We start from the raw sequence: 24,509 nt of genomic DNA on the forward strand, positions 1-24,509 counted from the left end.
GCATAATTGAACATTAATCGCAGCATTATATTCAAAAGATTAGGAAAAGATCAGTACTGATGGATAATTTTGAATTGATAAATGTATTTCCATCATGGTAGATAACATCCTGCATGTTTATCATGTGGAAATAGAAATGCTGAAAATGGGCTTAAAAGATCAGACAGAAAAACTTTGTCTAACCTAACATTATGAGAACAAAATTAATTTTATGCTGCTTCAGCTGGCTACTGGTTTTCAGTTTTTCGGTTTCTGGCAAGGTTACCTTACCACAGTTGGTATCCAGCCATATGGTGCTTCAGCGCGAAACTCCCTTAACGATATGGGGCTGGGCGGCAGCAAAAGAAAAAATAACCATCAGTTTTAACGGGAAAATGTATAAGGCTATCACCGATGAACAAGGCTCATGGTCAGTAAAAATGAACAAGATGAAAGCCGGCGGCCCTTATAAAATGATTGTTAAGGGTGAAAATACAATTACCCTTGAGGATATTATGCTGGGAGATGTGTGGTTTTGTTCTGGGCAATCTAATATGGCCCTACCAATGGAGCGGTTAAAGGAAGCTTATCCGCAGGTGATTGAAAAGGATCATTTTCCTTTGATCAGGAACTTTTTCGTTCCAACCAAATCAAACCTTTCTGGAGAATCGATCGATCTTCCTCCGGGCAAATGGGTTCCTGCTACTGGTGCAGGGATATTAAGTTTCGGAGGAACAAGTTATTTTTTTGCAAAAACACTCTTTCAAAAATATAACATTCCAATAGGCATCATCAATTCAAGCGTTGGCGGTACCCCGATTGAGGCCTGGATGAGTCGTGATGCATTTTTGACGAATCCGGCACAGACGAAAAAAATAAACAATTTCAGGGATTCGGCATTTATGGCCAATTATCAAAAAAGGCTTAAAGAGAAGAACTTAGCAAGGCCTACAACAGCTCCTGTAGTTGATGAAGGGCTTTCAGGTCCGGTGAAATGGACCGATCCGGATTTTAATGCCAGCGGCTGGCGAAAATTCTGGATGCCGGGTTATTGGGCTGATCAGGGGCTCCGGAACTTCAACGGGATATTTTATTTCAGAAAAGAATTGCAAATCCCAGCAGAAATGAGCGGACAGCAGGCTAAGCTTTACCTTGGCCGCATCATTGATGCAGATTCCGTGTTTCTGAATGGTAAATTTATTGGCAACACTACCTATCAATATCCTCCACGCAGGTATGTTATTCCTGCCGGGTTGTTGAAAAGCGGAAAAAACATCCTGATTGTTAAAGTTGTGAGCAGTAGCGGCAAAGGCGGCTTTGTGCCAGATAAAAACTATTCCTTATTAACTCCGGAAAAAAAGATCGACTTACGTGGGGAATGGAGTTTCGAAGTAGGTTATGCTCAGCCAAAGCAAAACCAGGCTTTCCGTGGTGAGACAGAGATGCCGTTAGTTGCGCAGAATGAACCAACCGGATTATTCAATACCATGGTTTCGCCCGCTGTACAATTTGCAATAAAAGGTTTTGTCTGGTACCAGGGTGAATCGAATACCGGAGATCCGAAAGCATACGGGCAATTGTTACCGGCGCTGATAAAAGACTGGCGCAATAAATGGAAGCAGGGAGATCTGCCATTTATCTATGCACAGTTGCCTAATTTTATGGAAGCCAGCTATTTGCCTGAAGAAAGTAGTTGGGCGGAGTTCAGGCAAAGCCAGCTGCAGGCACTTTCAGTGCCAAACACAGGAATGGCTGTGGCTATTGATGCCGGTGAATGGAATGATATTCATCCGCTGGATAAAAAAGACGTCGGAGAACGTTTGGCGCTATGGGCGTCACATTTAGCTTACCATGACCAGAAGATTATTTATTCGGGACCTATTTATAAATCAAATCATGCAAAGGGATCTGAAGTAACCCTAAATTTTGACCATACTAAGCCAGGTCTGATGATTAAAGGAGCGGATAAACTGACCGGTTTCGCACTTGCGGGTGAGGATAAGGTTTTTTATTGGGCACAGGCCAGGATAGCTGGAGATGCTGTTGTGCTCTCAAGCCCTTTGGTTGTAAAGCCTGCCTTTATCCGTTATGCCTGGGCAGATAATCCCGATAGGGCAAACTTATATAACAAAGCCAATTTACCGGCTTCCCCTTTTGAAGCAGAAGTTGATCATTCGAGATAATCAAATGTATGCCTGAAAACTTCTGCATCGAACCTTAGACAAGTTTGTAAATTGCTGCTCTTTAAGCCCTAAATAGAACGGTAAAACTGGACACTTCTCCCAATTTTTTTGTTTAACTGGATTTACAATATGGGCAGCTTGTGTTAAATAAAATAAAAAAATTCAACCGATTGCATAAATTGAAATTCTGGCTCTTTTTTACCTATTTACTCCCTCTTAATATGTCAATTTCATAGGTCTTATTTGCAAAAATTTGGAAAAGTATAATTGTTCTTGTATTATCGGTTTTTTCATTCGAACGGCTCTTAATTGGTGTTTAGAGGCTGTTTATTGGTTTGATTTTAAATTTTTAGTCTTATCGCTTGTTATTTTTTACTGCATGGTTGGTCACTTAATTGCCTTGTTTTTAGACTGATTTTTCTGGCCCCAGAAGAGCAACCTAAACATTCTGGTTTGAACATTTATACTACTAATATGCACAATTAAATCAGGAGGCGTTTATCAATGTAAATACCTTTATCACAACAATAATGAATTGGATTTGAAATTTATAGTCAGTTTTTTATAGCTTGTGATTTAACTATTCGCTGGCTGATTTTTCAATTGACACTGTAAGTTTTTTTCTATTCATTTTTAACCATTTATAAACCATTTTATATGAGAAGTGAAATTTTACAAACTTATGTAACATCGCGCTTGAAATTTTTCAGGTGCTTACCCAAAGTTATGCTGCTAACGGCGCTGGTATTTTCAGCGGTTATTGCACAGGCACAAACTGTGGTAAAAGGTAAAGTTGTTGACGAACAAGGTAAGGCAATGCCTGGAGTGGGTGTCCTTTTAAAAGGAACCAATACCAGTACCTCATCCCAGGATAATGGAAGTTTTTCTATTACCACCACTGGGGCAAGCCCGGTTTTAGTATTCTCTTACGTTGGTTATACCAGCAAAGAGATTCCGGTGAAAGATCAGAGCACGATAAATGTTACCCTTCAACCAAGCGCAGCAGAGCTTTCCCAGGTTGTGGTTGTAGGTTATGGTACTCAACGTAAAGAGGCTGTAACAGGTTCTGTGGCGTCAATTGCAGGAGAAAAAATTCGTGAAGTACCGGCACCTAACATCGCTCAGGCCATTCAGGGCAGGTTAGCGGGGGTTAATATTTCCCAAACCTCAACCAAACCAGGTGCAACCATGCAAATCCTTATCCGCGGTCAGCGTTCACTTTCGGCAAGTAACGAGCCGCTTGTGGTATTGGATGGAATTCCATTTCCAGGCTCGATTGGCGATATCAATCCTAACGATATTAAAAGTATTGATATCTTAAAAGATGCCTCTGCAACTGCTATTTATGGTTCAAGGGGTGCCAACGGCGTAATTCTATTGACCACCAACAGAGGCCAGGTTGGAGCGCCTGCTAAAGTTTCATACAACACCTATACAGGTTTGCAAACCTTGTTTGCAAAATACCCGATGATGGATGGACCGGAATTGGTTGCATTGAGAAAAGCATCAGGAAAATTTACCACCCTTGGTGTAGATGAAGCCAATGATGTAAATACCGACTGGCAAGACTTGTTTTATAACAAAAATGCTATTATGACCAGTCATGATCTGGGTGTAACCGGAGGTTCGGCAACCAGTAACTATAGTTTTGGTGGTGGTTATTATAAAAACCAGAGTTTAATTCCTACCCAGCAATATACGAGGTATTCGATGAAAGCATCTCTTGATCAGCAAATAGGAAAGCTTTTCCGCCTTGGATTTACGACAAATAACAATTACAATATTAGTGAAGGCAATCAGGTTGGAATTTATGGCAACCTGGCTAATACTCCTATTTCAAATCCTTATAATACTGATGGAAGTTTAAAAAGGACTGTCAGAAGTCCGCAGGATGAAGCCTATGTTTTTACCAATGGAATTGTGAAAAATTTACGTGACCAGTGGTTGAATGAGACCCGTGGTTTTGCCACCTACAATTCATTTTATGGAGAGGTGAAAATTCCCGGAGTTGAAGGATTGAAATACCGTGCAAATCTTGGTCTGGATTTTATCCAGAGTAACAATGGTAACTTCACCGGTGTTGGAGTGGGCAGTACCACAGCCACTACGCCTTCAACAGCAGGCGTAAGTAATTCACAAACCTATCACTGGACGCTTGAGAATTTAATTACCTATGATCGCAGTTTTGGAAAACACACTTTCAATGCTGTTGCTTTATATTCAGCAGAACAAAATAAATTCAATTCTTCTTCCATGACTGCCAGAGATATTCCTTCTGATGCCTTCCAGTTTTATAATCTTGGACAGGCAAATGGAGAGTTAACGATTGGCAATGGACAATATAGCCTTACAGGTCTTGTTTCCTACATGGGAAGGATTATGTATTCTTATGATAACAGGTTCTTATTGAGTGCAACACTTCGCTCGGATGGATCCTCGCGTTTGGCGCCAGGATATAAATGGCATACTTATCCAGCAGTTTCCGTGGGATGGAATATGATGAATGAATCTTTCATGAAAGGCATCACAGCTATCGATAAATTAAAAATCCGTGTGGGTTACGGTCAGACTTCCAATCAGGCGGTTAATCCATATCAAACACTTGGTTTGTTAAGTCCCCGTCCATATAATTTTGGTAACAACGCCTATTCAACCGGTTATTATTTATCTCAGCTTCCAAGCCCGGGTTTGGGATGGGAATACTCTGAAACCTGGAATTATGGCTTAGATTTTTCAATTTTGAAAAACCGGATTTCAGGTACCTTTGAATACTATGATACCAAAACCAAAGATATCTTACTTAATCTTGGACTACCTTCTACAGCGGGAGTAGGCGGCTACACTGCTAATATTGGCCAAACCCAGAATAAAGGATGGGAATTAAGCCTTAACGGTGTCATTCTTGAAAATCAGGGTGGCTGGACCTGGGATTTAGGATTCAATATTTCTGCAAACAGAAACAAACTTACTGCATTAGCTTCCGGACAAACACGTGATGAAGGAAATGCATGGTTTGTGGGCCATAATATTAATGCGATATATGACTACGAAAAAGTTGGATTATGGCAGGCAGGAGACCCATATTTAAATGTGTTGGAACCAGGCGGTAATGTTGGTATGATCAAAGTTAAATATACCGGAGATTACGATGCAAATGGCGTTCCGACCAGGGCTATCGGAGCTGCAGACAGGCAAATCATTGATATTGATCCTAAATTTACTGGTGGATTCAATACCCGGGTTGCTTACAAAGGATTTGATCTGAATGTTGTTGGTCTTTTCAAAAGTGGCGGAACTTTAGTAAGTACATTATATAGTTCGGCGGGTTACCTTAATTTGTTAACAGGTCGTAGAAATAATGTTAAGGTAGATTACTGGACACCTGAAAATACAGGTGCAAAGTATCCTAAACCAGGTGGTATTGCCAGCGGTGATAATCCTAAGTACGGAAGCACACTGGGCTTTTTTGACGCTTCATTCCTGAAAATAAGAACCATATCGCTTGGTTATGATTTTAACAGGGATTTAATTAAAAATTCCAATGTAAAGCTACGCATGTATGTAACGGTGCAAAATCCGTTTGTCATGTTCTCACCTTACCATGACGAGTCAGGTATGGATCCGGAAACCAATTCATTTGGGGATGAAAACCAGGCGGTAAGCTCTTACCAGAGACGAATCTTAACTATTGGAACAAACACACCTTCAACGCGGAATTATGTTGCAGGTCTAAACTTAACATTTTAACATCATTTGAATATGAAAAATATACAAATAAAAGCCATTCTGGGTATTTGGTTACTGATGGTCATCTCTTCAGGCTGTTCTAAAATCCTGGATGAAGAACCGAGGAGCATCTTTACACCTGACTATTTAAAGACCGCTACAGGGGTAAACGGAGCATTAACCGGCATGTATGCACACTTACGAAACATGTATGGTCAGTCGTATTTCTATAATTCTTTGATTACCGGTACAGATGAAGCCACCTGGGGCAAAGACGCTGATGGAAACTTCAAAGACATGGACTGCTCTGGAGTAGGTTCAATTTTATCGACCAGTTATCCCAGCAGTGTATTGTGGAGCGAGGCATTTCCAAACATTAACAATGCCAGTGGCATCATCGAAAATGCTGCTGCTGCCGGTGTTTCAAATTCGCTGGTGGCTGAAGCCAGATTTTTCCGTGCTTTTGATTATTTTCTTTTGGTGCAGACTTTTGGCGGTGTTCCGCTTGATTTAGGCGCCGGGGAATTGAAATTCAATACCAATCCATCAAGAACTTCTGTAAGAAATACAGTGCCTGCGGTTTATACAAAGGCGGTTTTCCCGGATCTTGTTAAAGCAATAGCCGACCTGCCTACGACAGGAAGAGTTACCGGCGGAGTAACCAAGGTAGTTGCGCAGTTATTTTTATCAAAAGCCTATTTAACGTATGGCTGGTGGTTACAAAACCCTAACAATATTCCAACTTATCCAGCGTCTGCAAGAACCGATCCGGATGGGCACGATGCGAACTGGTATTTCCAGCAGGCTTACGATGTTGCAACTACTGCAATTGAAAACCCTGGTGCATTTGGGCTGATGGATACCTATTATGATGTGAATTGGGCAGTGAATGACCGCAATAAGGAAATGCTTTTATATGCTGATCATACGCAGACAAGCGAGAAATTTAATGGTGGAAGTTTGACAAATGGAAGTGGTGGTGCACCTGATAATTTCGCCGGCTGGATGATGACCTGGAACTATACGAATATCCGTAGTGGAGGCATCAGTTCCGTTCAGCGAGAAGCCGAGCAGCATTTAGGACGTCCGTGGAACCGTATGGCGCCAACAATTGAAGTATTAAAAAATACCTTCGCTGATAAAACATTGGATTCGAGATATGACGGTACGTTCACCACGGTTTACAGAGGTAACTGGCCTAAAGGCTACAATCCACCATCAAGTGCGCCGGCATCATTGGTGAATGCAAACGGGCTATCTGTAGTTCCCGGAGATGCAGTCTTGACCTTTTTAAATACAGATGACCCTGCAATCGTTTACCCAACGGCCGCTGGAATCAGTGGTATAGGAGCAGGTATTCTACCTGGAAGAGCTGATTATGTGGTGGCTCCGGGAGGAATCAGCAGAATCGTTTATCCCGGACTTTGGAAACTAGGTCCTTACCGCACTGACAATGGTACAGGACTTGGGCAACCAAATGCGGGTAGCACACGCCCTTTTCCGGTAGCTAAATTTTCTGAGCTTTACTTCGTTGCAGCAGAAGCAGCCGTAAAAGGAGCAACAACTAAAGCAGGTAAAAGTGCACGCGAATTAATTAATGTAATTCGTGCAAGGGCAGGTAAATGGCGTTTTGATAACAATGGAAACGTTGTTAAAGTTCAGGATAACAGTGCAGCGATGGTTGCGGCTACTCCGGCTACCATAGATATTAATTATATTTTGGCAGAACGCTCAAGAGAATATTATGCTGAAGGTTACCGCAGGTATGACCTGATCCGTACCCAAAAATGGGCTGAGCTTTCTTCTACCTATACTATTGCCGGAGTCAACTATGGCGAACACACGCCACAGACAGTAACCCGTACCATCACACCAGCATTATATCTACGCCCGATCCCTCAGGCACAAATAGATGGCATGCAGATGAGTGCAGATGAAAAAAAGGCTTACCAGAATCCTGGTTATTAAAAAATATTTTGGTTTAGTTAGTTGGGCGGCGTCAATTGATGCCGCTCATTCTTTTTTATAAAAGCCTGGCTTTTCTGGCAGCCGGAAGATTTCTTAACTCATCTTTTCATTCAGGCATTCTAACCTACGGTATTGCGCTATCCAAAATAAAAAATCCCAATAACGGGCATTGCTTCCATATCTATAACACCTCTCCGAAACAAATAGCTATACATCAAAACCTAATTTATTCCCTAATGCAAGTTAATTCTTTAAAAAAAAGCCAGATTTTCTTTGCGCTCCTTATCCTTTTCACTTTTTGGATTGATTACACTAAAGCGCAGACAAGTTTGGGTTTGGAAAAACAATTTATTCATGATACCAGAAGTAATAAAGAAGATGTTGCACTGATAGAAAAAGGAAGAGCTGCGGATATTTTTTATGATACGGATGATTATAAGGGCGTTATAAGGGCAATTGGAGATTTAAGTCGTGACTTTTTCAGCGTTTCGGGCGTAAAGCCGGAGTTGAAAAGCGTTAAGCCTTCTGAGAAAGATGTTATTCTGATCGGAACCCTGGGTAAAAACAAACTGATCGATCAGCTTATTAACACGGGAAAGCTGAGTAAATCTACCATTTCAGGCAAGTGGGAGAGTTTTATCATATCAACCGTTAAAAACCCGTTTCTTGGCGTTGATCAGGCATTGGTTATTGCGGGGAGCGATAAACGCGGAACAATATATGGTATCTATGAACTATCTGAACAGTTAGGCGTATCTCCATGGTACTGGTGGGCCGATGTGCCGCCAAAAACCCGGAAAAGCGCTTATGCGGTTTCCGGAAGTTACAGTTCAGGGGAACCGGCAGTAAAATACCGCGGAATATTTATTAATGATGAAGCCCCGGCAATGACAGGATGGGCCAAAGAAAAGTTTGGCGGGATGAACAGTAAAATGTACACCCATATGTTTGAGTTGCTGCTTCGCCTGAGGGCTAATTACCTTTGGCCAGCCATGTGGGGTAATGCATTTAATGAAGATGATCCCGAAAATCCACGTCTCGCCGATGAATATGGCATCGTAATGGGCACTTCCCATCATGAACCAATGATCCGCGCGCAACAGGAATGGAAAAAACACGGGGTTGGCGCCTGGAATTATGCCACAAACCCAAAGGGTTTAAATGCTTTCTGGCAGGAAGGCATCAAAAGAAATAAAAACTACGAAAGTCTGGTAACCATGGGGATGCGGGGAGATGGAGACGAACCAATGGTTGAAGGTGGCGATATGGCATCCAATGTTAAGCTGCTGGAAAATATAATAACCGACCAGCGCAAAATTCTTTCTGAAAATATGGAAAAGCCCGTAGAAAAGATACCACAGCTCTGGGCTTTATATAAAGAGGTAAAAGACTATTACGATTTCGGAATGAAAGTTCCTGATGACATTACCCTGTTATGGGCTGATGATAACTGGGGGAACTTAAGGCATTTACCAACAGCCCAGGAACGCAAGCGTAGCGGGGGATCAGGAATATATTATCATTTTGATTATGTTGGTGCGCCAAGAAATTATAAATGGCTGAATACTACCTCCCTGCCAAAGGTTTGGGAGCAGATGAACCTGGCGTATAATTATGGTGCTGACCGTATTTGGGTAGTAAATGTTGGTGACCTGAAACCAATGGAGATTCCGATAGAGTTCTTTTTACGGATGGCATGGAATCCCAAAGCGATGAGCCGGGAAAAACTGGCGGGTTTTCTGCTGCAGTGGGCAACACGCGAATTTGGATCTGACCAGGCGAAAGAAATTGCAGATTTGGTGCGCTTGTACTCCAAATATACTACCAGGCGCAAACCTGAGCTCCTGGCCCCGGAAACTTTTAGTCTGGTAAACTTCAGTGAAGCGCAGCGCGTGGCCATGGAATGGAGCGCATTAAGCCACAGGGCAGAGCAGGTGAATAACAAGTTGCCGCAGCAGTATAAAGATGCGTTCTATCAATTGGTACGTTATCCAATCCAGGCAATGAAAACAGTAACAGATTTATATATTGCTGTTGGAAAAAACAGGTTGTATTTTAAGCAGGGAAGGGATGCCACAAACCTTCAGCGTAACCTTGCCCTTGATCTTTTTAAGCAGGATCAGCAGCTTAGTGATGAATATAATCTTAAAATGGCAGGGGGTAAGTGGAATCACATGATGGATCAGGTCAGGATTGGTTATACGAGCTGGAATGATCCAAGAAAAAACATCATGCCCAAAACAGAAGAAATCCAGGCACCTTCAAAATCAGGCTTTGGGGTAGCAGTAGATGGTTCATCGGCTAGCTGGCCATCAAATGTTCCGGCGCCCACGCTTCCGCGATTCGAATCTTTAAATAAATTTCAGTCCTACTTTGAAGTTTTTGCAAAAGGATCTGCTCCAATTAATTTCGACTTAAAATCCGATAACTGGATTCGTTTGAAAAAGGAAAGCATTCCCGGAACAAATGATTATAAGGTAATGGTAAATATTGACTGGACCAAACTCAGTATCGGAAAACATGAGGGTAAAATCCAAATATCAGATCACTCAACCCAGGTGGTGATAAAGGTTGAAGCCAATAAGGCAACACCTAAGCAATTGGCTGAAGCAAAAGGAACTTTTGCAAGTTTAGGTGCGCCAATTGCATTTGAGGCTTTTCAGGCAAGTAAAAAGGTAAGCAGGAATGGCGTAAGCTGGGAAGCTATACCCGGTTATGGGAGGGGAGATGCAGGAATGGCGATTTTCCCGGTTACCTCAGCTTCGCTGGATAAACCTGGTAGCCCAACTTTAACCTATCCTGTTTTCTTTTCTGAAAGCGGTGAGGTTAAAATTGATCTTGTGGTTGGGCCTACTGTAAACTTCTCCCCGGAAGGGTTAAGGGTTGGGATTTCTGTAGATGGTGCAGCCCCTCAAATCCTGACCATCATCGCTAAACCTAGTGCCTCTGGATCTGATGCAAGTTGGGCAAATGCGGTAAAGGACAATGCAAGAACGCTTACTTCTTCACATTTCTTTAAAGTGCCCGGCAGGCATACCGTAAAAATATGGATGGTTGATCCGGCAGTAGTGCTGGAAAAAATAATAATCTACCGGGATAAACTACCCGCAAGTTACCTTGGGCCGGTGGAAAATGAGATGTTAAAATAGAGCCTGTTTAAAAGTTTAATAAAAGCAATCGATTTCGTTACCATTGATGGATACCAATAGAATGGTCGTCATCTCGACTGTAGCGCAGCGAAATGGAGAGATCTTTGAACTATGTTAAAAGATTTCTCCACTACGGTCGAAATGACTCCCTTTGTATATCTGTGATCAACCCTCCGATGTATTGGGAAAATTCTAACTTCTATCATTTACAGGTCTATAAAAGAGGTCGTCATTGCGAGGCACGAAGCAATCTTAAAGCACGCTGTTAGCGATCGTTGTAAGATTGCTTCGTCGGCTGAAAAAGCCTTCTCGCAATGACGATTCTTCACGGCCTATTAATTCGTTAAATCAATATTGATATTTATAAAATAAATTATGCCTCAGTGTGACAGCAAAATGCTATGTAATATTGCTATAAAAATTTAAACAGGCTCATAGTTATTCGGGATAATTTAAGAAAATTAATACCCAGCCCTAATATTTAAAACAGGCTGGGTATCAATTGCTATCCTTCTGCAAAAAGCAGCATATGTATGTTCATTATTTAATAACCTACCTAAATAACAAGGGCGCAAAATTTTGCAGGCTGCGTCTCCAGGTAAGCCATTCATGGGCTGTTTTTGGAGATTCGTAATAAGTGTACCTGATTCCCTGTTGGTCTAACATCGCCCTGAATGCGCCAACGGATTTAGGAAAGGGGGTGGGTTCTTTGGTGCCTAGTCCCAGCCACAATAACTTAAGCTTCTTGTTCACCTCAGTTCCACTTTTAAACTTTCCCTCCATAAATACATCCGGGTCGATTACATCTGAACTGGGATAATTTGAGGTGCCGCTGAAACCGCCATAATAGGCGAACTTATCAAGGTTCTTCATCACGATGCGCATCGTTTGATTTGCACCCATTGAAAGCCCTGCAATAGCCCTGTGTTCCCGGTTAGCCAGGGTGCGGAAGCGTTTATCGATCATTGGAATGACTTCTTTAATCAGTACATTTTCAAAAATTGAAATGCCCTGTCCTTTTCCCGGTGCCTCAGTTTCTTCTGGTTTAAGCGCGTAACCATTGTCCGTAACGATGATCATCGGCTTTGCCTTATTTTGTGCGATTAAATTATCCAGGATTAAATTTGCTTTTCCCTGATTAACCCATCCCGTTTCATCCTCAAAACTTCCGTGCTGAAGGTAAAGCACAGGGAAACGGGAATTTTTGTCCTCGTAGTAACTTGCCGGTGTATAGATGAAACACCTTCTCCATGCTTTAGTTAAGTTCGAATAATAAATATTTTCGCTGACGAGGCCATGTGGAACTTGTTGCAAAGCATAAAACGCTTCATCATAAGCCGGAACTTCAATGCCGCTGCCCAGCCTACCTGCGCCGTAGAAATAACGACTGTTAGGATCCGGAATGGAGGCACCATCTACGTTGAGCTGGTAATAATGGAAACCTTCGTCCTGCGGTGCGGACTCACCTGTCCAGATGCCTTCCTCGTTTTTTGTCATCTCATATTTTTTTCCACCCAGATCCAACCGGACTTTAGACGCCTGAGGCGCATATAGGCTTACCCTCACTTTGCCTTCATCGTTTACCTGGGGGAATAATTTGCCAGGCTGATTGCTTTCAGCCGGTCTGAATGCTTTTAAATCAGCCTTCAGCTCAGTCTGGGCTAAACAAACCTGGCTAAATAAACAGCAGGCAAAGAGGATAATAATATTTTTAGCTTTCATGTTTGATAATTAGCGCCTGTTTAAAATTTAATAAAATTTATTTCGTATGTCAGTCTGAGCGTAGTCGAAGACTATTGAAATGCATTAATAAAGCAATCGACCACGCTATCAATGACAGATTTAAAAAATCGCCGTCATTTCGACTGAAGCGCAGCGAAATGGAGAAATCTTTTAACATAGTTCAAAGATTTCTCCACTGCGGTCGAAATGACGCCCCTTGTATATCTGCCATAAGTCGTCATTGCGAGGAGGAACGACGAAGCAATCTATCATGCTAGTAATTCTTGCTATAAAAATTGCTTCCCCGAAAATCGGGGAAGGCTATCGTCTGAAAAAGCCTTCTCGCAACCGAGTAATCTATTTAAACAACAGCGGAGCAAGCTCGCGCAGGCTCCGGCGCCAGGTCTGAAATTCGTGGCCAGTATTTTCTGAAACATAAGAAACAGCATTATAACCTGCTTCTTTTAATGCCGCAACAGCATTTTTTACGCCTTCAGGACGTTCTTTGCTGCCACAGCTAATAAAAATTAATCGCGGTTTCGCTTTGTCTTTAAGTTCGGAAGGGTTGTATGTTCCGCCACTAAGCAACGCATAATAGCCAAAAAGTTCCGGTTTGTTTAGTGTAATGGTATGCGTCTCCATGCCACCCATCGATAGTCCTGCCATGGCGCGACCGTTTGCGGTGGTTATAGTTGAAAAGTTGGCGTCTATATAGGGAATAAGCTCTTCGGTTAATAAGGTTTGAAAACCATCAATCTTAAAGTCTTTCATGCGTCCCCATTTGGTTTCATTGGTCATGCCGTAGGTCATCACGATGATAAATGGCTTGGTTTTCCCTTCTGCAATCAGGTTGTCCATAATCAGGTTCGCACGTCCCTGATTACTCCAGGCGGTTTCATCTTCGCCCCATCCATGCTGTAAGTACAGCACCGGAAAACGTCGTTTATCTTTGCCGTAGCCTGGAGGTGTGTAAACGTATGCCCTGCGCGAGGAATTTGTACTTTTTGAAGGAAAAAGTATTTGCTGCACATTTCCATGGGCTACATTTTTATTTGCGTAGAATTCTTCATCCTTTGCAGGAATTTCAATTCCACTTTCCCATCGCGATGAGCCAAAATAGTTCATAGCGCCGGGGTCGTTAAATGTTCCGCCATCAATGGTCAGGTGATAATAGTGGAAACCCTCATCCATTGCACCCGCAGTGGTACCCGTAAAAAATCCGTCATCAGTTTTGGTGAGCTTAGTTCCTCCCTGCCCCCCAAGACCAAGACTTACCCTGATACTGTCTGACTGGGGTGCTTTGATGCGGAAACGGGCGTAGCCTTGTGAATTAACCTGCGGGAATTGCTGGCCGGGTTGGTTCGTTGCAGCAGGTTTAAAGTCTTCTTTAATTGGCTCCGGATTGTTTTGAGCCTGGCACATTCCATAGCTCAGGCTTGCTCCTAAAGCAATTATAATAAATTTGAATTTCATAATATTTGGTTATTTAAGTTGTTACGGACTTCCTTGTCTTCGATCTTCAGAATTAAAACAGATTCCTAAAGATAATTAATGTATTCATTTAGGATTACCTAAATTGTTTAGTTTCCTAGCAGAAATGTTTAACCGTATCCATTACCAGGACCTTTATTTTGGTTATGAGGCTGTTTTGTATTGAAAATTAAGGAGTTATGTGATTTTTAGTATATAAATTAGTTTGTAACCTTGATGATACGTTTAATCAATGTAGTGACTTTGACTAACGCAATCGTCATGCTGATCCGATAGCTGTCGGATTTATTTTTAAAAGAAGAAACTTGTTTTCAATTGTATTGTATCTACTATTTGGTTAGCATCTTTATCACCCTGAACTTAAGGAAACCGGAGGAAAAAAAATAAATAGTGAAAAGATAAGTAGACGCAAGACCTGTTAAACGGATAATCAGGAATTGTTCGAATGATATTTTGCTAAACCTGGTAATGTTTTCCGCCAAACGGAAAATGATCTTCCAAATGGTCGGCAATTAGGTGTAGCACACCTTCCTCAAGGCCTGCAGGGTTTTGGCATAGGTGGAGCAGGTGATGGCTGTCAGGCTGAAAAGCCGCAACATATTCACCATTTTTAAAAATCCTGAGCTTGCACGTTTCCCCATTGTGATGGGCATATTCTTCAACTTCAAAATCCTGGCGCTGCCCATTCATTTCGACTGTAAATTTATAGTTTTCCATGTGGTGATAACCCTTTTATTGATCCGAATGTTTTGCATGGTGGCAAACAAAAAAAGCGGCCTGTAAACAGACCGCCTGAACCAAAATATATATATATTATTTGCTAAGGGAAGCTAATGCATTTTCAGTGTTTAAGCTCGTTTTTGTATTGGCTGCAACAAATTTATCCATCACCAGCTTTTGTCCTTTGCCCATTACCAGCATGTGGTCGCCGGTTGAACCGCTTAAGGTTAAATCAGCATGATCTTCAATCACTGTATATAATCCTTCAGTTTGCGAGTTTAAATCCAGCGATGCATTTCCGCTTAGAAAAACCTGCAGGTATTGTGCATTAATTTTACCCTGTGTTTTTACTTTGGCATTGTCCATGGCATGGATGCGGTAAATCTCATTTACATAGATGGTCAGCTTCGCGGTGCTGTTATCCAAAGAGGCAATCTCTAAACCATCTCCGTTTTGCACAACCTTTACTTCGCCGGTATTTTCATCTGCATAGCTAATGCCTGTACGTTTTCCCTGTATAATGGTCAGCTCTACATTTCCTTTCACTTTGATGCGTTTGAAGCTCAATACTTTTGAAGCGTGAACAGGTTTGATGGTTTCAGTTGCGTTAGCTGATAATACTGCTGAAGTAGATAATACCAAGGCTAAAGATGATGCGAATAATGTTTTGAATAAAGTTTTCATATGCTTTGAGTTTTAATTTTTATAAATGTTTTATTGATTGTATTGATATTAAGACGTGCAAGCACCGGAAACGTTTCAGCGCATATCGCAGCATTATACCAGCCCGGGAAGCTAATCGACCAACGCCCGGAATTTAAAGACAAAAAGAGGGTGGTCGCCGTAAGTTTTCCACAGGTTCTTTCCTAAGCGGATGAATGAGATTTCTTTTTACGTTTTCTACAAAAGATAAAGTGAATTGTTATTTAACTCAGTTTTTCGTATATTTGTGGTCTGGTATTTTTTTACCAGGAACTTTCTCTGGGGCCGTTCTTGGATTTGACGGGGTGGCGAAAGTTATGTTAGCATGCAGTGCGTTGTTCGGAGAGCACTTAAAGTGAACGATCACATTTTAGTTGGCGAAAATACTTACGCCTTAGCTGCTTAGTTTAGAACTAATTAGCTTTTGTCCCTCTAACTGCTGCATTGTTGGGTTAGGATCCGGGGCATCGAAACAACAGAGCTGGCTTTAAGGAGATACGACTTAATGTGAGATCAAGTATCTAAGGATTTAAATAAGGTCGGTTTTCAGCCCGTTTATTTCCCGAAAATCAATTGAAAAATAAGCATGTAGAAGGTATAATTTATCTCACAACTGGACAAGGGTTCGACTCCCTTCGGCTCCACTAAAAAAAACCGAACCTAAAGTTCGGTTTTTTTTATGTATATATAATTATGTTAATTAATTGATTTTCAGTATCTTAATTCGTTGTTAAGAGAGCAGTTCTAATCCATCGAATTCTAAATTAAGCGTCCAAAGAGCAAAACGAGCTATTAATAGCCTATATATAGTTACTTATGGAATCGTTGCACATTTCTATCATAAAAAAATGCCACAAATATTTTGTTAAGCTATATCAGAGATGTTTAGCAACTGAAACTTGTTAAAATTAAAATATTAGATAAGTTTCTGTTTGGGCAATACGGTTACTTAGAGGACTTTATTAACGAACTGCGTTCAGATGGAAGGTATGCATTTTCATTGCCATTGTTAAGTCCTATCTCATTGATTGTAGCATAGCTGCTGTCCTCAATTTAAGCGCTCACTTAAATCATTATGCCGAAAGAATCCGTAATTTTCTATTGCGGTCGAAATAATTTATCAATACGGTTTCCCGTAACAGCATAACGGTTTTTTAACCGACTTTCGGAATCTAAACGATCATTTTTAGCACGTCCGTTAATACGGATAAAAGAAAAATTAAATGACAACAAATAAAACCAGGTTAATAATTTTTATTTGTTAATTTGCTAAATTAACAGGGTCGAACCGAATATAAATTCCCCGCAAGATATACTTTAAAAGCGATGTGCTCAGTCTCTTTGTTTCAACATAAAGACTATTGGTCCTGTATTATCCTGAGGCTCAGGATAATTTTTCTTTCAGGCACATGCTATTTTTAGCCGACAAGCAATTATGAAAATATTACATACTGCAGACTGGCACATAGGCCAGCTATTTCATGAATACGACCGTAGTGATGAACACCAACAGTTTCTAAACTGGCTGGTACAGCTGTTACATACCAAACAAATTGATGTCCTGCTCATCAGCGGTGATGTTTTCGATATATCCAATCCATCGGCCCAATCCATCAGGATGTTCTATACGTTCTTAAACCAGGCCACAACTGCAAAGCCAGGTTTGCAAATTATCATTACTGCCGGCAATCATGATTCCGCATCACGACTGGAAGCGCCAAAGCCACTGCTGCAATCCTCTAATGTCCATATTATTGGACTGGTTGAAAAAGATGCAGAAGGCAACATTGATTATGAAAAATTGCTCGTACCGATATACGATGCTTCCGGAAATATCAGAATTTACTGCCTTGCCATACCTTTCCTGCGTATGGGTGATTACCCAACGATAGCTGATTGTGCAAATCCTTATACCGAAGGGGTAACCGAATTATATAAAGAAGCATTCGCTTATGCACAGCAGAAAAAGCAAAACGGACAGGTCATCATCGCCATGGGGCACCTGCATACCCATCACGCGGAAATAACAGAACTGGATAAAACCGAAAGGCTCATCATGGGAGGCGTAGAATGTATTCCCGCCACTGCTTTTCATCCCGATATCAAATACGTTGCCTTAGGGCATATCCACAAAGCACAAAAAATAGGCGGGAAAGAACATGTCCGTTATTCGGGCAGTCCATTACCTATGTCCTTTTCAGAAATCAATTACAAACATCAGGTCATCGTTTTTGATCTTGATCAGGAAATCAACAACCTCGAGGCTATAGAAATCCCATTATTTATACCACTTCAAAGAATTCCGCTAAGCCATCAGCCGCTGCACGAGGTTATAGCCCTGTTAGTGCAATTACCTGAGAAGGATTCCGCTTCCGAAACAAGCCCTTACCTGGAAGTACGGATATTGCTGGATGGACCCGAGCCCGCCTTGCGCCATAAAGTAGAAACCGCACTGGTGGGCAAAAATGTCAGGCTTGCCAGAATTGATGTGAAATATCCCGCTTCTTCACAAGAGGCACCTGAGTTTATCACACCCGAAAAACTAAACGAACTGCAACCCATTGATGTATTTGGCAAAGTATACCAATCCAGATACAATAGCGAAGTACCAACTGAAATCCTGCAGCTTTTCCAGCAAGTAGCGCAGGAAGTAAACCAAACAGCCGAATAAAATGAAGATACTAGCCATACGCATCAAAAATCTTGCTTCACTGGAAGGCAACACGGAAATAGACTTTACGGCTGAACCGCTCTGCTCGGCAGGAATATTTGCCATTACCGGAGCAACCGGCGCAGGAAAATCGACCATATTAGATGCCCTTTGCCTTGCCCTATATGGCAAAACGCCCCGGTACCTGCAGGCAAGAGAAACCGGAATAGAAATCAAGGATGTGCAAGGGAGCACGCTCAGCCAGGGAGACGTACGTAGTATCCTGCGCGATGGAACGGCTGATGGATTTGCCGAAGTCGATTTCAAAGGAATAGATGGGCAATACTATCGTGCCACCTGGAGCGTACGCCGTGCGAGAAACAAAGCAGAAGGCAGTATGCAGGCTGATTCGGTTACGCTAAAAAACATCACTTCCAATATCGACATTCCAGGCAGAAAGCCAGAAACCCTAAACGAAATAACACGCCTTGTTGGCCTAAATTTCGAACAATTTACCCGATCGGTATTATTGGCGCAAGGCGATTTCACCGCCTTTATGAAAGCCAACAGGGATGAAAAATCCTCATTGCTAGAAAAGCTTACCGGAACGCACATTTATTCTGAAATTTCTAAAAAGATTTTCGAAAAATGCAAAGCAGAAGAGCTGCTGCTACGCGACCTTCATCTTCGTAAAGAAGGAATCATTACCCTTACCGAAGAAGAATTACAAGCCCTGTCAAACGACCAGGAGATTTTAGAAAGCCAAATCAAAAGCCTGGAAAACGACATCGAAAAACTGACCGCAGAAATTAACTGGCACGAACAGCTCGCCAAACTGCAAAGCAACCATGATGAAGCACAAATAACATTAGGGCTTGCCACCGAAGCTAAAACATTGGCCCTGCCACGCAAGCAAAAACTACAAACAGTTGAGCAGGCACAACAAACCAGAAGCTGGGCAGATGCCCTTAAACATGCGCAGCAGCAGCATACCGAAAAAACAACAGTATTTACAGCGCTAAAGGCAACCATCGCCAACCTGCAAGCGCAAAAAGAAAGCCTTGCTACACAGCTCGAACTGGCAGAAAACCGTCTTTCAGAAAAAAACAAAGCCCTTGCCGATGCCCTGCCCTTACTGGAACAGGCCAGGAAACTGGATACCTTGCTGGCGGAGAAAAAAGAACAGGTAGAAAAACTCAAAGAAGAAGCAGGAAATGCTGCTGATGCAAACAACAAACACCATACAATACTAACCGCTAAGCAAGATGAACTCGCCAGCCTTGTTACTCAAATAAAAACCAATACCGACTGGAAAGCAGAAAATACAAACCGTAGCCCGATTGCCGAAAATAAAGAGCTCATCCTGTCCAAACTGCAGGATGCCCAAAAGCTTTTAGAAACCTTGCAAACCGCTACTACAAACCTGTCCCGGTTACAGGCCAAAATCAACACAGACGAAGCCCAAAAGACAAACATTGAGCACAATTGGCAGCAGCAACAACAAGACTTAGAAAATCTAAAGAGAGATTACGATACACAAGCCAAAGCGCTGCTATTAACGCCAATTGAAACCTTAAACCTCCACAAAACCGAAACAGACCGCCAGGTAGAAGACACGATAAAAGCACAGGGGCATTGGCAACTGCTTTATCATGCGTTAACGGAGCTGGAAATCTTAAACCAAAAACAGCTGCAAGATCTGGCTGATTATGAAACCAAACAGGAAACAGTACAAAAACTAACCCAGCAACTACCTGTCGAAAAGGCGCAAAAAGATACGGCTTATCAACTCCTGCAACAAGCCCGTTTGGCTTCGGCCGAAAATGTAGAAACACTTAGGGAAGCTTTGGTAAACGATGAGCCCTGTCCTGTATGTGGCAGCACCAGCCATCCGTATGTGGTGCATAATCCGCAATTGGAAAATGTATTGGCACAGCTGGAAAAATCCTATCAGGAAAAAGAACAAGGCTATCGTGACAGCTATAGCCAGCACAATGCCTTGCAACAAGAAAGCAACACGCTACAGCAAAGCACCCAAGGCCGGAGCGAAGATATTAAAGCAAAGCAATCGGCATTAGCAAGCAAAAAGCAGGCTTGGGAACAATTCAATAGTGCCTGGGAAAGCCAGGCCATAGCCGATGCAGAAAAAGCAGGTTGGATTGAAGATCAATTACAAGCCCTCAAAACAAAACAAGCCAATTTGCAGGCACAAATACAGGTTCATACCGACAAAAGGCAACAGCTGGAAACAGCCAAAATTCAGATAGACCAGCTAAAAGAAAATACAGATCACCTTGCCAGCCAAATAAAAGATATCCAGGGCAAGTTATCTGTCTATCGCGAACAGCTAAGCAGCAACACCAGAGAACGGGACCAGGCTAGCACTGATCTTAATGGCGTAGCACAGCTCCTCTCGCCTTATTTTACCGCTTCAGACTGGATGGAAAACTGGAAAGCCAACCCGGTAGTTTTCGTAGAACGGATTGACACCTTTGCCCGCAACTGGAAAGAAAACACCGAAAAACTGGAGCAATACAGCCACCAAAAAGCAGCACTCGAAGCCACACTAAAAGAACTCGAAAACCAGTCGAAGAGCCTTGCTTCAGAAGCCAGCAAAAAAACAGAAGCCCACCTGGCGCAACACAAGATCCATCTGGACTTAACCCGGCAGCGCAATGCCCTATTTGGGGGACAAGCTGCTGAAGAAGCCGAAACCAAGCTAAAACAGGCCCAAAGCCAAGCCCAGCAACAACTCGAACAACTTAAAGAAAACCAGCAACAACTTAATATTGATAGTACAAAAGCCCATACCCAAAAAGAAGAATTAGCCGCCACATTAGCAACTTTGGAAGCCGAAGCCCAAAAAATAGCACAAAAAATGCAGGATTGGCTTAACCATTACAACCAAAAAAATAATCAATCGCTAAATATTGAAGCACTCCACGACTTATTGGCGTTGAGTAACGATTGGATTAATACAGAGCGTGTTGCGCTGCAAACAATTGAAGAAGAAGTGACCAAAGCCAGTAGTATCCTTACAGAACGAAAACAGGCCTTCGACAACCATAAACAAAATGGGGCATCTGAACGTCCGCTTGATGAACTCCGTGCCCTTAATGCCCTTGCAAAATCGGAGGCAGAAGAAAAGAAACATAAAAAAGGAGAAAACAGCTTCCGCCTGCAACAAGACGAAGCCAATAAAAACAGGATAGGCGACCTGCTGAAAAATATAACGGCACAAGCCGCCATTACAGAAAACTGGAGCAAGCTTAACGAAATCATCGGTTCTGCCGATGGTAAAAAATTCCGCCAGGTTGCACAGGAATACACCCTTGATGTCTTGCTGGGTTATGCCAACATCCACCTTCAGGCACTCACCAGCCGATACAAAATCGAACGCATCCCCTCATCACTTGGCCTGCAGGTGGTAGACCAGGACATGGGCGATGAAGTGCGTACCGTTTATTCCCTTTCGGGCGGCGAATCATTCCTGGTATCGCTTGCCTTAGCCCTGGGCCTCGCCTCTTTATCATCCAGCCGCATGAAAGTGGAATCTTTATTTATTGATGAAGGTTTTGGCTCCCTTGATCCAACCACGCTCAATATCGCCATGGATGCTTTGGAAAGGCTGCACAACCAGGGCCGCAAAGTAGGCGTCATCTCACACGTGCAGGAAATGACGGAGAGGATTCCGGTACAGATTAAGGTGAGTAAACAGCAGAGCGGGAAAAGTAAGGTGGAGGTGATTGGGTATTAATTATAAACAGTAAACAAGAATCTAAATAACGAATTATGTTAGAATCAATCACCATTAAAGGTATTGCCACTTACGATCCGGCTGGGATAAAATTTGATAATTTAAAAAAAATCAATTTCGTATATGGCGCAAATGGATGTGGAAAAACAACTTTATCCAAATACATTTATGATAATTCAAATCCGCTTTACGATGCATGTAATCTTGGATGGAAGGGCGAATTACCTGTAAATGTACTTGTATATAATAAAGATTTTCGCGACAGAAATTTTGGAAAAGGTAAAATAGATGGAGTATTTACGCTTGGAGAGGCAACAAAAGACGACATTGAAAAAATTGAGAAAATGCAGCAGGAATTAGCTGAACTCAAAACAAAAGGCATAGAAAAGAAAGCTAGTCTTCTAAAACAAGAAGAAACAAAACTGCAAGAAGAAAATAATTTTAAAGAAGTTGTATGGACAGATATTTACAAGGAAAACGAGGATGATTTTAAAGATGCATTCAGAGGATTTCTTAAAAAAGATACTTTTAGAGATAAACTATTACATGAGTTTGATAATAACAAAGAATCCTTATTAACGGTTGAAGAGCTGAAAGAAAAAGCACAAATAATATTTGGTTCAACACCAGCAGCGATGAACTCAATCACTTCGATTGTATTTAATGATTTTCTTGAAATAGAAGTTGATAAAATATGGAAGAGAAAAATTATTGGTAAATCAGACGTAGCGATTGCAGGATTAATTCAAAAATTAAATCTTAATGATTGGGTTAATGAAGGAAGGAATTACCTAACAGAAGATGAAACATGTCCTTTTTGCCAGCAAAAAACTATTGATGAAAATTTTAAAAAGCAACTAGAAGATTATTTTGATGAGACATTTACAAAGGATGTACAAATAGTTAAGGATTTATCGATACAATACAACAGGGATGCTCTGAATATCCAAAATCTTTTGGAACAAATCGAAAGTCAAGAAAAAGCGAAACCTGATTCTAAACTTAATATTGACCTATTTTCTGCTTCTTTAAAAACCCTGATAAATCAATTTATAGCTAACAAAGAGTTATTGAGCAATAAGGCAAAAGAACCCAGCAGAAGTTTGGAATTAATATCAACAAAAGAACAATTAGAGAAAATTCAGCAAATTATTGATCAGTATAATATTGAAATAAAATCTCATAACGCTATTGTTGACGATTATTCTAACCAAAAAACTCATTTGATTAATTCTATTTGGAAATATCTGATTGATTCTCATCATGGTATAATAGATTCGTTTGTAAAAAAACAAGAAGGATTATCAAAGGGAATTGAAGCTATAGGAAAACGGCATCAAGCACTTCAACAACAGTATTCAGAATTAAATAAAAATATAAAGACAGCTAATAAGAACGTAACAAGTGTACAGCCATCTGTAGATGAGATAAATCGATTATTAAAATCTTACGGTTTTTTAAACTTCGAGATAGTTCCTTCTAAAACAGAGGCCAATCAATATCAAATATTGAGGCAAGATGGAACAATGGCAGAATCTACTTTAAGTGAGGGTGAGGCAACATTTATCACTTTTTTATATTATCTACAATTATCTAAAGGGAGTATACAAGAAGATACTATAACTGAAGAAAGAATTTTAATTGTTGATGATCCTATTTCTAGTCTTGATAGCAATATCCTTTTTGTAGTAAGTTCTTTAATCAAAGAGATTATTAAATCGATTAAACAAAATTTAGGTAGTGTAAAGCAGCTTATATTACTTACTCATAATGTTTATTTTCATAAAGAAGTATCCTTTATAGATGGAAGAACACCAAAAAATGGTGATACAAATTTTTGGATTATACGGAAAAACAATAACATATCCAGTATTCAGTCTTATGGAATGGAAAATCCAATCCAAAGTTCTTATGAACTACTTTGGAAGGAATTAAAGAATACCCAACAAAACTCAGGCATCACTATTCAAAATACAATGCGAAGAATAATTGAAAATTATTTCAAAATTTTAGGAAAATATGCTGATGATGATCTTATAAAAAGCTTCGATAATCATCAAGAACAAGAGATATGTCGTTCTTTAGTTTGCTGGATAAATGATGGATCTCACGGACTACCTGATGATTTATATATAGAACAACAAGAGACTATACTTGAAAAATACCTTGAGATATTTAAACAGATTTTCATCAAAATGGGTCATGAAGAGCACTATAAAATGATGTATCGGGAATCAGAAGAAGAGTTAGCAATCGTGGCATAACGATATCTTTATCCAAATATGAAAGCAGGCAATTTAAAAGGAGCACTTCTCGAATATATTGTTCTTCAGTTATTAAAAAGTCGTGGCTTTACGAGCGTAAAAGCTGACAATCTTTTTTCTTTTGAACTAGGTGGATTATTTTCATCAATTTTAAACAACGATTAACATAAAGTTAAATTTTATTGATCAAGGCCCTTT

12 protein-coding genes and 1 other RNA gene are annotated in these 24,509 nt (G+C 41.1%); 9 read left to right on the plus strand and 4 right to left on the minus strand.

Translation table 11 applies throughout. The features are described from left to right. The first annotated feature begins 191 nt into the window (after positions 1 to 191). The 4 genes from ACUN24_RS09760 (at position 192) to ACUN24_RS09775 (ending at position 11,005) form a co-directional block, all read left to right on the plus strand. Positions 192 to 2,162 carry a sialate O-acetylesterase gene (locus ACUN24_RS09760; protein WP_445562324.1) on the plus strand — a complete coding sequence of 657 codons (1,971 nt, stop codon included), beginning with the start codon at positions 192 to 194 and terminating at the stop codon, positions 2,160 to 2,162. A gap of 657 nt (positions 2,163 to 2,819) precedes the next feature. After that, a complete protein-coding gene (locus ACUN24_RS09765; RefSeq protein ID WP_445562325.1) occupies positions 2,820 to 5,909 on the plus strand; it encodes a SusC/RagA family TonB-linked outer membrane protein in 3,090 nt (1,029 codons plus the stop codon). Positions 5,910 to 5,921: 12 nt separating this feature from the next. Next, entirely contained in the window at positions 5,922 to 7,856 is a 1,935-nt protein-coding gene (locus ACUN24_RS09770) for a RagB/SusD family nutrient uptake outer membrane protein (RefSeq protein ID WP_132400281.1), read from the plus strand. A 236-nt stretch (positions 7,857 to 8,092) separates the two neighbouring features. Next, on the plus strand, positions 8,093 to 11,005 hold the full coding sequence (locus ACUN24_RS09775) for a glycosyl hydrolase 115 family protein (RefSeq protein WP_445562326.1): 2,913 nt from the start codon (positions 8,093 to 8,095) through the stop codon (positions 11,003 to 11,005). Between the two features lie 552 nt (positions 11,006 to 11,557). On the opposite strand, the gene ACUN24_RS09780 is transcribed toward ACUN24_RS09775, so the two are convergent. The 4 genes from ACUN24_RS09780 to ACUN24_RS09795 form a co-directional block, all read right to left on the minus strand. Next, positions 11,558 to 12,727 (minus strand): alpha/beta hydrolase-fold protein, encoded by a 1,170-nt coding sequence (locus ACUN24_RS09780; protein ID WP_445562327.1) that lies wholly within the window; start codon positions 12,725 to 12,727, stop codon positions 11,558 to 11,560. Between the two features lie 357 nt (positions 12,728 to 13,084). Further along, positions 13,085 to 14,200, minus strand: coding sequence for an alpha/beta hydrolase-fold protein (locus tag ACUN24_RS09785; RefSeq protein WP_445562328.1), 1,116 nt, complete (start codon positions 14,198 to 14,200; stop codon positions 13,085 to 13,087). A gap of 474 nt (positions 14,201 to 14,674) precedes the next feature. Beyond that, positions 14,675 to 14,935, minus strand: coding sequence for a hypothetical protein (locus tag ACUN24_RS09790; RefSeq protein ID WP_445562329.1), 261 nt, complete (start codon positions 14,933 to 14,935; stop codon positions 14,675 to 14,677). 96 nt (positions 14,936 to 15,031) lie between these two features. Then, positions 15,032 to 15,622 (minus strand): GIN domain-containing protein, encoded by a 591-nt coding sequence (locus ACUN24_RS09795; protein WP_445562330.1) that lies wholly within the window; start codon positions 15,620 to 15,622, stop codon positions 15,032 to 15,034. A gap of 299 nt (positions 15,623 to 15,921) precedes the next feature. Between ACUN24_RS09795 and ssrA the strand changes: the two genes are divergently transcribed. From ssrA to ACUN24_RS09820, 5 genes are all read left to right on the plus strand, one after another. After that, positions 15,922 to 16,287, plus strand: a transfer-messenger RNA (tmRNA) gene (gene ssrA / locus ACUN24_RS09800). Positions 16,288 to 17,075: 788 nt separating this feature from the next. Next, positions 17,076 to 18,311 carry an exonuclease SbcCD subunit D gene (locus ACUN24_RS09805; RefSeq protein ID WP_445562331.1) on the plus strand — a complete coding sequence of 412 codons (1,236 nt, stop codon included), beginning with the start codon at positions 17,076 to 17,078 and terminating at the stop codon, positions 18,309 to 18,311. A 1-nt stretch (position 18,312) separates the two neighbouring features. Beyond that, entirely contained in the window at positions 18,313 to 22,047 is a 3,735-nt protein-coding gene (locus ACUN24_RS09810) for an AAA family ATPase (protein ID WP_445562332.1), read from the plus strand. Between the two features lie 35 nt (positions 22,048 to 22,082). After that, positions 22,083 to 24,311, plus strand: a complete 2,229-nt coding sequence (locus ACUN24_RS09815; protein ID WP_445562333.1) for an AAA family ATPase — start codon at positions 22,083 to 22,085, stop codon at positions 24,309 to 24,311. An 18-nt stretch (positions 24,312 to 24,329) separates the two neighbouring features. Further along, a complete protein-coding gene (locus ACUN24_RS09820) occupies positions 24,330 to 24,476 on the plus strand; it encodes a hypothetical protein (RefSeq protein WP_445562334.1) in 147 nt (48 codons plus the stop codon). The last annotated feature ends 33 nt before the right edge of the window (positions 24,477 to 24,509 follow it).

The sequence above is a fragment of the Pedobacter sp. WC2501 genome (assembly GCF_052682415.1).

Coding starts and splice junctions, on each gene's coding strand:
- ACUN24_RS09760 (WP_445562324.1), top strand. CDS start 192: ATGAGAACAAAATTAATTTTATGCTGCTTCAGCTGGCTACTGGTTTTC.
- ACUN24_RS09765 (WP_445562325.1), top strand. CDS start 2,820: ATGAGAAGTGAAATTTTACAAACTTATGTAACATCGCGCTTGAAATTT.
- ACUN24_RS09770 (WP_132400281.1), top strand. CDS start 5,922: ATGAAAAATATACAAATAAAAGCCATTCTGGGTATTTGGTTACTGATG.
- ACUN24_RS09775 (WP_445562326.1), top strand. CDS start 8,093: ATGCAAGTTAATTCTTTAAAAAAAAGCCAGATTTTCTTTGCGCTCCTT.
- ACUN24_RS09780 (WP_445562327.1), bottom strand. CDS start 12,727: ATGAAAGCTAAAAATATTATTATCCTCTTTGCCTGCTGTTTATTTAGC.
- ACUN24_RS09785 (WP_445562328.1), bottom strand. CDS start 14,200: ATGAAATTCAAATTTATTATAATTGCTTTAGGAGCAAGCCTGAGCTAT.
- ACUN24_RS09790 (WP_445562329.1), bottom strand. CDS start 14,935: ATGGAAAACTATAAATTTACAGTCGAAATGAATGGGCAGCGCCAGGAT.
- ACUN24_RS09795 (WP_445562330.1), bottom strand. CDS start 15,622: ATGAAAACTTTATTCAAAACATTATTCGCATCATCTTTAGCCTTGGTA.
- ACUN24_RS09805 (WP_445562331.1), top strand. CDS start 17,076: ATGAAAATATTACATACTGCAGACTGGCACATAGGCCAGCTATTTCAT.
- ACUN24_RS09810 (WP_445562332.1), top strand. CDS start 18,313: ATGAAGATACTAGCCATACGCATCAAAAATCTTGCTTCACTGGAAGGC.
- ACUN24_RS09815 (WP_445562333.1), top strand. CDS start 22,083: ATGTTAGAATCAATCACCATTAAAGGTATTGCCACTTACGATCCGGCT.
- ACUN24_RS09820 (WP_445562334.1), top strand. CDS start 24,330: ATGAAAGCAGGCAATTTAAAAGGAGCACTTCTCGAATATATTGTTCTT.